General features: G+C 63.9%; 14 protein-coding genes. 9 read left to right on the top strand and 5 right to left on the bottom strand.

The window, feature by feature from the left end; genetic code table 11:
* Positions 1–254: 254 nt before the first annotated feature.
* The gene (locus ACSFC5_RS15165; RefSeq protein WP_440766078.1) at positions 255–1361 is read right to left on the bottom strand and encodes a S1C family serine protease; all 1107 of its coding nucleotides are present in this window, start codon (positions 1359–1361) and stop codon (positions 255–257) included.
* Positions 1362–1515: 154 nt separating this feature from the next.
* Here ACSFC5_RS15165 and ACSFC5_RS15160 point away from each other — a divergent pair, with 154 nt between their 5' ends.
* From ACSFC5_RS15160 to ACSFC5_RS15145, 4 genes are all read left to right on the top strand, one after another.
* Positions 1516–2895: a tRNA pseudouridine(54/55) synthase Pus10 gene (locus ACSFC5_RS15160; protein ID WP_440766077.1), complete on the top strand. Its 1380-nt coding sequence runs from the start codon at positions 1516–1518 to the stop codon at positions 2893–2895.
* Positions 2896–2948: 53 nt separating this feature from the next.
* On the top strand, positions 2949–3644 hold the full coding sequence (rnhB, locus tag ACSFC5_RS15155) for a ribonuclease HII (RefSeq protein WP_440766076.1): 696 nt from the start codon (positions 2949–2951) through the stop codon (positions 3642–3644).
* Between the two features lie 54 nt (positions 3645–3698).
* Positions 3699–4709: a sodium:calcium antiporter gene (locus tag ACSFC5_RS15150; protein ID WP_440766075.1), complete on the top strand. Its 1011-nt coding sequence runs from the start codon at positions 3699–3701 to the stop codon at positions 4707–4709.
* A gap of 103 nt (positions 4710–4812) precedes the next feature.
* The gene (locus tag ACSFC5_RS15145; protein WP_440766074.1) at positions 4813–4917 is read left to right on the top strand and encodes a DUF7563 family protein; all 105 of its coding nucleotides are present in this window, start codon (positions 4813–4815) and stop codon (positions 4915–4917) included.
* 41 nt (positions 4918–4958) lie between these two features.
* Here ACSFC5_RS15145 and ACSFC5_RS15140 read toward each other — a convergent pair whose 3' ends face one another.
* Both ACSFC5_RS15140 and secF read right to left on the bottom strand, forming a co-directional pair.
* Complete coding sequence (locus tag ACSFC5_RS15140) at positions 4959–6587, bottom strand: preprotein translocase subunit SecD (RefSeq protein WP_440766073.1); 1629 nt, start codon at positions 6585–6587, stop codon at positions 4959–4961.
* Complete coding sequence (secF, locus tag ACSFC5_RS15135) at positions 6587–7471, bottom strand: protein translocase subunit SecF (protein WP_440766072.1); 885 nt, start codon at positions 7469–7471, stop codon at positions 6587–6589. Before secF ends, ACSFC5_RS15140 begins: the two co-directional genes overlap by 1 nt.
* A 117-nt stretch (positions 7472–7588) precedes the next feature.
* Between secF and ACSFC5_RS15130 the strand changes: the two genes are divergently transcribed.
* The 3 genes from ACSFC5_RS15130 (at position 7589) to ACSFC5_RS15120 (ending at position 9055) form a co-directional block, all read left to right on the top strand.
* Positions 7589–7963, top strand: a complete 375-nt coding sequence (locus ACSFC5_RS15130) for a DUF7968 family protein (protein ID WP_440766071.1) — start codon at positions 7589–7591, stop codon at positions 7961–7963.
* A gap of 112 nt (positions 7964–8075) precedes the next feature.
* Positions 8076–8738 (top strand): helix-turn-helix domain-containing protein, encoded by a 663-nt coding sequence (locus ACSFC5_RS15125; protein WP_440766070.1) that lies wholly within the window; start codon positions 8076–8078, stop codon positions 8736–8738.
* A 137-nt stretch (positions 8739–8875) separates the two neighbouring features.
* The gene (locus tag ACSFC5_RS15120; protein WP_440766069.1) at positions 8876–9055 is read left to right on the top strand and encodes a hypothetical protein; all 180 of its coding nucleotides are present in this window, start codon (positions 8876–8878) and stop codon (positions 9053–9055) included.
* Between the two features lie 126 nt (positions 9056–9181).
* Here the strand turns inward: ACSFC5_RS15120 and ACSFC5_RS15115 are convergent, their stop codons facing one another.
* The gene (locus ACSFC5_RS15115) at positions 9182–9655 is read right to left on the bottom strand and encodes a DUF5812 family protein (RefSeq protein WP_440766068.1); all 474 of its coding nucleotides are present in this window, start codon (positions 9653–9655) and stop codon (positions 9182–9184) included.
* Positions 9656–9829: 174 nt separating this feature from the next.
* On the opposite strand from ACSFC5_RS15115, the gene ACSFC5_RS15110 reads away from it, so the two are divergent.
* Positions 9830–10135 (top strand): hypothetical protein, encoded by a 306-nt coding sequence (locus tag ACSFC5_RS15110; RefSeq protein WP_440766067.1) that lies wholly within the window; start codon positions 9830–9832, stop codon positions 10133–10135.
* 414 nt (positions 10136–10549) lie between these two features.
* On the top strand, positions 10550–11359 hold the full coding sequence (locus tag ACSFC5_RS15105) for a TrmB family transcriptional regulator (protein ID WP_440766066.1): 810 nt from the start codon (positions 10550–10552) through the stop codon (positions 11357–11359).
* Positions 11360–11430: 71 nt separating this feature from the next.
* Here ACSFC5_RS15105 and ACSFC5_RS15100 read toward each other — a convergent pair whose 3' ends face one another.
* On the bottom strand, positions 11431–11883 hold the full coding sequence (locus ACSFC5_RS15100) for a response regulator (RefSeq protein WP_440766065.1): 453 nt from the start codon (positions 11881–11883) through the stop codon (positions 11431–11433).
* Positions 11884–11962 lie beyond the last annotated feature (79 nt).

Here is an 11962-nt window from a genome sequence, read left to right as displayed (position 1 = left end):
GAGACCGAAACCGTCGCTAACGTGTACGGCGGGGTTACGACCGTCCCGTCAGTTGTTGCCGGCACAGCCGCCGGTGTAGGGGGTGGTTTCGAACCGTCTCACGACGCTCGAGCGCCGCAATCGGGGCGAACTCGAAGCGAAGCGTCGCCGAACTATAGTAGCCACTGCAAGTCATCGCACACCTGATCGCCAGACGGTTCGGCGATCAGTGTGTAAATCGTTGCAGTTGTTACTATATCACAGCGAGGCGGATCTCACTGGGCCGGCGGACGGCTGCCGAGCGTCAGCGATACCGTGGTTTCCGTCCCGTCCCGCCAGCAGTCGACCTCGATCGTGTCGCCCGGACTGGTCTCGAGTTCGAGATACGTCGAGAGCGCGTGGCGGTCGGGGATCGGTTCGCCGTCGATCTCGAAGATGACGTCGCCGCCGACGGGAACCGGGTTACTCCCCCCGCGGATCGTGGCCTCCTCGAGCACGCCGTCGGCGGCCTCGCCGGGTTCGACGTGGGTGACCATGATCCCGGTCGCTTCGGGGAGATCGTTTGCCTCCGCGATGTGGCGATCGACGCTCACGAGCCCGATTCCCATGTAGGGGTGTTCGTACTCGCCGGTCTCGATGAGCGACGGTACGATGCGGCTCGTCATCGCCGCCGAGATCGCGAAGCCGATGTTGTCGCCGCCGCCGGCGTTGATAACGCCGACGACGTTTCCGTCGAGATCGACGAGCGGACCGCCGCTGTTCCCGGGGTTGACCGCGGCGTCGGTCTGCACCACGTTCGAGTAGGAGAAGTCCCGGTCCCTCGTGTCGAGGGTTCGATCCACGCCGCTGACGATTCCCTTCGTCATCGTCCCCTCGAGACCGAAGGGGTTGCCGATCGCGAGCACCTCCTGGCCGACGACCGGGTACGTCTCGGAGAGCGACAGGGGTGTGGCGGCGTCGGGGACGTGGTCGGCCTCGAGCACGGCCAGATCGGTGTAGAAATCGGTGCCGACCAGTCGCGTACTCGTCCAGTCGCCGTTGACGTACTGCAGATCGATCTCGTTCCCGTCGGCGACGACGTGCTCGTTCGTGACCACGTAGGACCCGTCGAAAAGAAACCCGGAGCCCTGTCCTCGTCCTTCCTCGCCGGTGAGTGGGTCTTCGATACCGAAGACCTGGACCTGCGTGACCGAGTCGATGACGGCCTCGTAGACGTCGGTGTAGGTCGACCCCTCGGCGAGATTGTCCCGATCGATCTGGCTCGAGGAGTTCCCCTCGAACGAACTCTCAGTCCGCGGTTCCGCACAGCCGGCGAGTACGCCGGCGACTCCGGCAGCGGAGAGCGAAAGAAAACCGCGTCGATCCAGTCCAGAATCGTTCATATCCCGGTGATAGGACCCTACCCATTTGAACGTCCGGGCTCACGTGTGTTGGTATGTCGTGCGGTCGAACCAGTTACCTGCCAATGAGATCATCGACAGTGACGGAATCCCCGAAGGGAAAACGTGTTACCCGCGGCCGCCCGATTTCCGGGATATGATCACGGACGACGCCCGCGCGCTGCTCGAGACGGGGGCCATCTGCGACTCCTGTCTCGGTCGCCCCTTCGCCGCACGGAGTTTCGGACTGACGAACGACGAGCGCGGCCGGGCGCTGCGCACGACGATCGCGATGGACGACGACGAGGACTACGACCCCGTTCCCCCCGCCGACTGCTGGGTCTGCGAAGGCTACTGCGGCACGTTCGATGCGATCGCCGAAACGATCGTCGACGCCCTCGAGACCGTCGAGTTCGACACCTACCAGGTCGGCTCCCGCGTGCCGCCGCTGGTCGAGGAGAACGAACGACTTCTCCGTGAGGACGCCGGTCTCGAACCCGACGTCGGCGAGTCGCTCAAACGCGAAGTGAACCGCGAGGTGGGCATCCGGATCGGGGATCTGACCGAAACTGACGTGGACTTCGACCGCCCGGACGTCCTCGCGATCGTCGATCTCGAGGGGTTCGACCCCTTCGAGGCGCTCGACGCCGACTCGGTCACGAGCCACGCGGTCGACGTGCAGGTCAACCCGGCGTTCGTCTACGGCCGCTACCGCAAACTCGAGCGGGACATTCCTCAGACGGAGTGGCCCTGCAGGGAGTGTGGCGGCAGCGGGATCCAGTTAGCCGACACGGGTGAGGAGCCCTGTGACTACTGCGGCGGCTCTGGCTACCTCTACGACACGAGCGTCGAACAGGTCGTCCGCCCCCACGTCATCGAGGCGATGGACGGCGACGAGGGCACCTTCCACGGCGCGGGCCGCGAGGACGTCGACGCCCGGATGCTCGAGGGCGGCCGGCCGTTCGTCCTCGAGGTCAAGCGGCCGAGCACGCGCGAGGTCGACGTCGTCGCCCTCGAGCGTGAGATCAACGAGGCCGCGGCGGGATCGGTCGAGGTCGACGGGCTGCGACTCGCGACCTACGATATGGTCGAGCGCGTCAAGGAACACGACGCGAGCAAGCAGTACCGCGCGGACGTCGAGTTCGCCGACCCGGTCGAGGAAGGCGACTTCGAGGCCGCACTCAAGGAACTCACCGGTGCCACCGTCGAGCAGGATACGCCCCAGCGCGTCGACCACCGGCGAGCGGCGCTGACGCGCGAGCGAACCGTCTACGAGATGGACGGGGAATTGCAGAGTTCGACCGAGGCCGAGGTCACGATCCACGGCGAAGGCGGCCTCTACGTCAAGGAACTCGTCAGCAGCGACGAGGGTCGCACGGTACCGAGTCTGGCGGGGGTGCTCGAGACCGACGCCGAGGTGACCGCACTGGACGTGCTCAGTGTCGAGGGCGAGGACGAGCCGTTCGAACTCGAGGCGTACTTCCGGGACGAGCCGCGCGCCGACGATTCGGACACGTCTGCGGAAGCGGCCGAGTAATTCGGTCACGACGAGTCACAACGACTTTTGTGTCCGCTGTCGAGGCACTTCCTATGCAATTCGGCGTCGACGAAGCCGGGAAGGGGCCAGTGTTCGGCTCGATGTTCGCCGCGAGCGTCGCACTCGAGGATCCCACAGTCCTTCCCGACGACATTGCGGACTCGAAACGACTCGCACCGGAGCGCCGCGAGGAACTGGCGGCCACCATCCGCGAAGACGACCGAATCCGCGTCGGCGTCGCCGAAATCACGACGGCGCGAATCGACGACCCCGAGACGGACATGAACTCGCTGGCCGTGACCGCACACGCCGAGGCGATCGACGGGGCGCTCGAGGGACTCAGTCACGACGCGCTCGAGTCGGACTCGATTACGGGGCTCTGTGACGCCTGCGATACCGACGCCGATCGGTTCGCACGCCGGGTGAACGAAGCCTGCGCTGGTGTTTCGTCGCTCGAGTCGTCCACGGCTGCCCTCGAGATCGACGCTCGCCACGGAGCCGACGACGACTCGAGGCTCGTCGGCGCGGCGAGCATCATCGCCAAGGTCGAACGCGACGCCCACGTGGCCGCCATCGCCGAGGAATACGGACCCGTCGGCAGCGGCTACCCGAGCGATCCGAACACGCGGAAGTTTCTCGAGTCCTACGTCGAGGAATACGCCGCACTCCCGCCGTTCGCTCGCGAGTCGTGGTCGACCTGCGAGGACGTGCTGGCCGACGCCCAGCAGACGGGTCTCGAGCGATTCTGACGCGTTTCACTCGGTGTCGACCGTTTTATCCGGCCGCTCGAGGATCTGTGAGTCGTGCTCGACGTTGTCGCGCTCCTCGCGCTCGCCGCCGTCGCCACGGCCGTCGTCTGGAAGGGGAGCACGTGGCTCGAGTCCTCGGCCGACAGCCTCGCCGCGGGCTACGGCGTCCCGGCGGTCGTCCAGGGGGCGATCATCGCCGCCGCGGGCTCGAGCATGCCGGAACTGGTGAGCGTGCTCGTCGCGACGCTCCGCTACGGCGAGTTCGAACTCGGCGTCGGCGCGATCGTCGGCTCCGCGGTGTTCAACCTGCTCGTCGTCCCGGCCGCTGCGGCCCTCGCGGCCGACGGCGGGATGCCGACGGGGAAGGATCTCGTCTACAAGGAGGCGCTGTTCTACATGCTCGCGGTCGCGTCGCTCCTGCTGACGTTCTCGCTGGCGGTTATCTACTACCCGCTCGAGGGACCGGGACTGCAGGGTGACGTCACGCGACCGCTCGGGCTGTTTCCGCTGGTGTTGTACGGACTCTACGTATTCACGCAGTATCTCGATACCGCCGAAGACGAGACCGCGGCGGACCCGGACGTCGATCTCGGTCGCGCCTGGCTCTGGTTCGGTCTCGGGCTGGCGGTCATCGTCGTCGGCGTGGAAGGCCTCGTCCAGTCTGCACTGGGTCTCGGCGACGCGTTCGGGACGCCCGCGTTTCTCTGGGGGATGACCGTCGTCGCCGCCGGCTCGAGCATCCCGGACGCGTTCGTCAGTATCTCGGCCGCCCGATCCGGACGGCCGTCGGTCAGCCTCGCGAACGTGCTCGGGAGCAACGTCTTCGATCTGCTCGTCGCCGTCCCGGCGGGCGTTCTCGTCGCCGGCACGCTGGCGATCACGTTCGCCCACATCGTCCCGATGATGGGCTTTCTGATCCTCGCGACGATCGTCTTCTTCGCCATCGTTCGAACCGACATGCTGCTCTCCAGGAGAGAGGCGTGGACGCTGCTCGCGCTGTACGGCCTGTTCGTCGTGTGGCTGGTCCTCGAGAGCGTCGGGCTGTCGGACGTCGTCCCGACCTGAATCGGAATCTCGAGCGAGCAAGCTCGCTCGAGCCCGCTCGAGCGGGCTGCGATGGCAGGCTTCCCGCTCATTGCCGTCGCGGCGTCCAGTTGCTGTGTTCGAAATGCCGATCTGTACCAACTGTAACGACCCCGTCTCTCTCGACTTCGCGCGTGCGTACGGCCACGACGGCACCGTCGACTGGTGTCCGCGCTGTCGAGACGGGTGAGAAGCAAATCGAACCGAACCGAGAGATCGAGAACGCGCCGTTTACTTGTCCGTCAACAGTCGCTGAAGGATGTCCCCGTAGGCGGGACGGGTAATCAGGACCCCGATCAGCACGCCGAGGATGGTGATGATCGCGAACCCGCGCAGGTCGCCAAGGCTCAACACGGCCAGCGGCGACATGGCGATGATTGTCGTCGCGGCGGCGGCCCCGATGACCCAGAACGCCTTGCGGAAGCGGGACTCGAACACCCGCTGTGAGCTGACGTCGCCGTCGTCCATCACCTCGTCTGCGATGATGATGAGGTCGTCCACCCCCGTTCCGACGACGGCGATGAAGCCGGCGACGTGGGAGAGATCCAGCGGCATGCGTATCAGCGCCGCGAAGCCGAGCAGGATAACCACCTCCGCCATCGCGGTGAGGATCATCGGCGAGGCGACGCGGACGTCACGGTATCGGAGGAAGACGACCCCGCTGACGGTTAGCACCGACAGCCCGCCGATGAGCAGCGAGTAGAGCTTGAACTGATCGGCGAGGGCCGGCGACAGCGAGTAGGTCTGCTCCTGACTGAAGTCAAGCGGCGCGGTCAGCGCGCCGGACTGGAGGCTCACCGAGAGGCCCTGTGCCTGTTGCTGGGTCGGCGCACCCATGACGAACGACGGATCGCTCGCCCAGGTTTCGGCCGCCATCGGTTCCGCGAGGTTCTGCCCCATCGAGTGGGCGTCGATGACCTCGCCGTCGACGACCGTCAGCAGACAGTACTGTGGCCCGTCGTGGTTGAAATTGACCCCGTCATCGCCCCCGCTAAGTTGACACATCCCCTGTCCTTCACCGGTGAAGCCGAGAGCGTTCATATCCGACTGGAACCCGGGTGCGGCGTTACTGTCGACCTCCACGGGGACCTCGTAACCGGTCCCTCGCTCCGCCGACCGCGGCGGATCGACGGTCGCGATGTCTTCACCCACCAGTACAGTCTGGTTGGTGTGGTTCCCGTCGTCTTCGGGATAGTAGGCGACGACCTCGACGATACCGCGTTCGGAGAGCAGGTCTCGAAGCTCGTCGGGGTCCATGTTCGGTACTTCGGTGACGATGTAGTACTGGCCGCCGAGCTGTTCGGACTCGTAGGCGTCGCCGCCGTCGAGTCCGGCCGCGTTGATCTTCTGCTGGATCGTCGTGATCATCTGTGCGCGCGTCGACGCAGTGACGCCGTCGCGGATGTCTTCGTCGGGATCGACCTCGACGTCGGCTTCCGCGAGCGCCGCGGCGAACTGTTCCTCGGTCACCTCCTCGGTGAATACCTCGGCGTGAACGTTGCCGTCGTCGTCGACGCTAACGCGTGCGTCGCCGGTCTCGAGTTCGAACTCGTCGTTGTCGTAGAGGGTCGACTCGATCTCGTTGAGCCGTTCCCGGTCGACCCGGCCGTCGTCGTCGACCGCCCCGGCGTCGATATTCTCGGCGGTCATACCGATGACCGGTGCGCTAATTCGGGTCCCACCGTCGAGTCCGAGTCCGTACTCGAGGTTCGTCGGATTGTCGTTGGCGCTCCCGCTGTCGACGTAGCTGTCGTCGGCCATGATGCCGCCGGGAATAAAGAGGGCGGCGAGCGCGAAGGTGACAAAGGTGAGCAACAGCAACAGCCGCCAGTACTCCTTGACGAAGCTGATCGGCCCCATTACGATCTCACCCCGTGGAACTTGTACCACCGAAGCAGGCTCAGATTTAACATGTACGTGTTCATCAGGTCGGCCGCGAGACCGACGAAGAGGATGATTCCGATCGACGCCAGCAGTTCGACGCCGAACAGCCACGCGGCGACGCCCATTACGAGCATCGCAGCCATCGACGTGACCGTCATTGTGACGCCGGTCCGCGTCGCCTGAAGGGTACTCTCGTAAAAGTCACCCTGCCGGCGCAGAACCTGGTTGTTCAACAGGATGTCCGAGTCGACCGAGTAGCCGATCAGCATCAACAGCGCGGCGACGGTCCCCAGCGAGAGCGAGATCCCGGTGATCGTCATGAACGCAAGCGGGATTACGAGGTCCGAAAACGCCGAGAGGACGATCGCAATCGACGGGACGAACGTCCGAAAGAGCAAGAACGCGAGCACGCTCATCCCGAGAAACGCGGCGGCGATACCCAGGAGAGCGGTCTGCTGGGTCTGTGCGCCGAAGCTCTCCGAGATCGTCCGCTCCTCTTGGACGACGGCTGCGCTCCCATCCTGTGCTAGGTTCGCCTCGGCTTGCTCGCTCAGCGACGAGAGATCGGTCGAGGTAAACTGGATGATGTACTGGTTATCCGTGTCGGGGGCGGTGACTGCCTGCACCGACTCGGGTTCTTCGTCGAACGCCTGTGCAATCTCCGCCTCCGACGAGGTCGTCTGGACGGTCAGCTCGGAGCCGCCGGCGAAGTCCATCCCCAGCTGGACCGGCGCGCCGGTCGCGAGAAACGAGCCAGTGAGGACGAGCAATGCAACCGCGAGAACGACTAGCGGCACCGCCGCGAGTTGGCGGTTGCTGTACCGGGTGTAATCGAACTCCGGTACGTCGAAATACCCCATGTACGCGACCACTGGGGGTCAGCTAAAGTAAGCCTTCTCAATTTCTACAGCATGTTTTTCGAAGAACGTTACTCTCGGGGCGACGATTTGAAGCCGCTCGAGACCGTCTCAGTGGTTATGACGCCTGAATCAGGTCAGAATTCGGGACGATCGATCGAACCGACCGATCAGCCGAGCGCGAGGACCGCCGAGCGCGTCGTGGTTTCCTACCCCGCCGACCTCTCGGACTGGGGACGGTTTCAGGTCGAGAAGCCGTCGTTTCGGGCGTTCCTGCGCAAGACTCGAGACGAGGCTCGAGCGGGCGATATCTGGGACGAGTTCGTCGGCGTCGGCTGCTGTGGCAACACCTTGGACGTCCCGCTGCGGGTCGAACGCGTCGACGGCGGCGCTCGAGTCGAGGCCCAGACCGAGATCAGCTACGAGGTGCGGGAGGCCTGCGGCCTCGAGGGCAGTTGGCGCGTCCAGAGCGAGGGCGGGCCGAGTCAGGCCTGAAGACCGCCGGCGGTCCCGGATGCACGCTCGAGACGGCGCTCCACAGCGGCAGGGACGCGCCGGATCACGTCGCGTAGGGGGAGTTTATCCCCACCGACGGCCAACGGACGGCATGAGCATCGTCGCGGAGTTCTCTGTCAAATCCGACGATTTCGCGTTGTTCCACGCGCTAACGGCCGCTCCGCAGATGATCGTCGAGATCGAGCGCGTGGTCGCGACGATGGAAGACCGGGTGATGCCGTACTTCTGGGTCAGCGGCGGCGATCACGCGGAGTTCGAGACCGCCTTTCGCGAGGACGAGTCCGTCAGGAACATCGCCGCGATCGACGAAGTCGAGGGGGCCAGACTGTACCGCGCCGAGTGGACCCGGAACGTCGAGAGCATCGTCTACGCGTACGTCGAACTCGGCGCGACGATTCTCCACGCGATCGGCCGAGCGAAGTTCTGGGAGCTCCGGATGCGGTTCGACGACCACGACTCGCTCTCGCAGTTCCAGCGCTACTGCGCCGAAAACGAGATTGCCTTCGAACTTACCCAGCTCAAAGAACAGGAGCAGCCGATGGCCAGCGCGCAGTACGACCTCACGCCGAAACAGCGCGAAACGCTGTTGACCGCGCTCGAGGCGGGATACTACGACGTTCCGCAGAAGGTGACGATGAGCGAACTGGCGGAGCGCTTCGACGTCTCCCAACAGGCGCTCTCGAAGCGGTTCCACGCCGGACACAAGAATCTCATCAGGAGTACGTTGACGATCAGCCACCCGGACGACAGGTGACCTGTTCCGCGACCCACGAGATGGCGTCTCGTCGCAACGACGTCTCGACGGTCGGGTGGTAGTATGTACAACGCTAGCACCTATTTTTCGCTTACTTGTACCCTCCGCTATGACCGATCACTTATCGGGAGTGGCTAATGTGTCCGGCCTGTCGCGACGGCGACGACGTCGGCATCCTCGTCCACGGAACGGAGCTCGTCCTCGAGTGTTACGACTGCGGCCACACGGCCGAGTTCACGGTCGAGGAGGACGTTCCGTTCAACAGTTTGCAGGCCGACGACCTCGAGAACGCCTCCAAAGAGCAATGTCGCGAGTGAACGCAGGAGACACCACCCGAGAGAGCCGCTCGCTCGGAAATTCGGTGGCTCGAGCGCGCGGCGAACCGACGTCCGAGGCGGTTCCGCGACCGCCTCCGTCGGAGCGGAGCCGGTTCGGTTCGAGTATCAATCCGGCAGGTACCGAACGCTCAACACGCCGTCCTCGGGGGAGCGCCGAACCTCGACGCGAACCGCCTCGAGTCGCGCCGCACGGGCCACCGTCTCCTCGTCCTCGAGAACGTCCTGCGCCGCCGCCTCGACCTCGTCCTCGGGGACGCGGAAGACGTGAATCTCGCCGGTACCGGCGCGTTCCTTCTGAATCAGGTCGCCGATGTCGGCGTCGGCGGCCAGTTCTTTTTCCAACTGGGTCGGCTCGAGGTCGCTGTCGACCAGATCGATCGAGCGGCGGTCGTCGATCTCGACGACCTGCCACGTCACCTCGAGCGGCGGCTCGGGGGCGACGGTCGCCTCGAGGACGTCGTGGACCTCGAGGCCGGGATTCGACGCGAGGGTGTGGACCTGTGCGGTTTCCACGTCGCGGACGACGGCCGATTCGGCTTCCGCGTGCGTGACGACGAACGTGCCGGTCGTTTCAGTCATGAGCGGTCGTACGACGGGGTCCCGTTTCCGGGTTTCGGCTTTCGGTCGACGCGCGACGGCCGTGTGCCGCGCTCGAAAACGGCGCTGGCAGCCATTCACTCGATTACTCAAAACACATTTTTGCGTGAAAGTATACTACTGTAAACTCTCTCCGGAACCATTGTGCAGGTACGAATGGCACCCATACAGCATAACCTGTTCGCTGCGTTAGCGAATGCGGAGCGACGGCAAATTCTATTCGACCTCGCGGACGAGCCTGACTCGGTCAATATCGACTCACCACCCGATGCGATCGCGGATGGCGGTACCGCACGCATCGAACGGCACCACGTCCATCTCCCCATGCTGGACGACTATGGCTTTATTAACTGGTATCCGGAGGCCAACGCGATCGAATCGGGTCCTCAGTTCGACGAGATCATGCCGGTTTTGGAGGTGCTGGTCGACCGCTGTGAGACGTTCTCAGCGACGTCGGCGTAACCGAATCATGTCGCGGCCGTTCAGTACGTCTGATAGTACTCTCGCGTGAACAACCCCGATCATAAGGGTCGGGGTTGTTGCCCTGACGGCCTATAGAGGAGCGGCCGTTCGAACGAACAGTCGGTGCTTACAATTTGAACTGAAACAGATTACCGAGCCTATCGTGGGAGGTGATCGGTGGACGCCCGAGTAGCCAGTCAAAACTGACAGGCCCTGTCGTGGTTGGGCCAAACGGGGCCTGTCACTACTCCGTAGCCGATGCACCCTCAAGTAGCTTGTGTGATGATCTGAGTGAACAGTCCCGTTCGAGCCGCTATCCGTGAATATTACCCCTTTGAGATACCCAAACACGAATTCTTTTCCATGCGCGCGCCGTATTCTGCGTGTTCGGATATCCGAATTCGTGGTTGGGCCATGACACAGGACGAAACTACAACGGAAGCGATCAGTCTATTGCAGGACCTCGGACTACAGGAGTACGAGGCGCGCTGCTTCGTCGCATTGAACAAACTTCCCAGGGGGACGGCCAAGGAGATACACGAGGTCTCCGACGTGCCGCGCACGAGGGTGTACGACGCGATTCGCGTTCTCGAGTCCCAGGGATTAGTGGAGGTACAACACTCGAGTCCACAGCTGTATCGCGCCGTTGCCATCTCCGAAGCGACGCAGATTCTCCGGCAAAAGTACGACAGTCGGATCGACACGCTCGAGACCTATCTCGAGAACACAGAGATCCAAAACCTTGAGGACGACGAGAACGTCCAGGAGATCTGGTCATTGACCGGTCACGACGCGATCGAGTCGCGGACCCTCGACCTCATCGAGAACGCGGAGTCCGAAATCGCGCTTCTCGTCGTCGACGAGGAGATCATGTCCGACGCGCTGTTCGACGCCCTCGAGGGGGCGATCGACCGTGACCTCTCGCTCGTCCTCGGTGGACAGACGGAAGCGACGGCGAAGACGCTCCAATCGCGGCTCCCGTCCACGCAAGTGTTCGAAACCGGCCTCCACTGGCTTACCGGCGTCGAGGGCGATACCGAGGTGGCGATCAGTCGCATCTTGCTCGTCGATCGCGAGACGCTGCTGATCGGCTCGTACTATCCGGACGGCAACGGCACCAGCGAGCAGGCCATCTTCGCCAAGGGACTTCAGAACGGTGTCGTGGTGTTGTTACGCCGGTTAGTGACGGCAGGACTGCCCAAAATTCGGGATCCGGCCGACTGACGCTTCGAACACGGTGACCGGAAACCGCCGGTGCCGAATCCGATGCGGGAGGGGGTGCCGAATCGGGCGCGTTATGAGGGTGCCGGTGGATGCCGTACGGAATCGAACCAGAAGTCCTCGATCGCCCGTGCGAGCGTATCGAACTCGTCCGGCGTGTCCGGTTTCGTGAGGTACGCGTTCGCCGCTCGCTCGTAACTTTCGACGATGTCTTCTTCCGTCTCCGAACTCGAGAGGACGAGGATCGGCGGCGGCGGGTAATCCAGTTCGTCCTTGAGGATCTCGAGGATTTTGAAGCCGTCTATCCGCGGGAGGTTCAGATCCAGGAGCACCAGATCCGGATCGATACGCTCGGTATCCGTCCCGCAGACGTCGAAGTATCGCGTGGCCGCTTTGCCGTCGGTGACGATGTGGAACTCGATCTCGCTGTCGATCGACTTGAACGCTTCCTGGGTCAGCCGGACGTCACCCGGGTTATCTTCGACGAGGAGGATGTCCACCGGCTCGGTAGGGGTATGGCTGGGCATTGTACTCGGAAACGACTAGTGGCGTCGGGCGCCTAAAGCTGGCCCCTACACACATGGTGTCTCCGGTACCGTCCGCGGA

Origin of the sequence: Natronorubrum marinum (assembly GCF_052040125.1) — an archaeon.
GTDB lineage: Archaea > Halobacteriota > Halobacteria > Halobacteriales > Natrialbaceae > Natronorubrum.
Note: the sequence above shows the minus strand (reverse complement) of the source record. Positions and strands in the feature narration are given on the sequence as shown.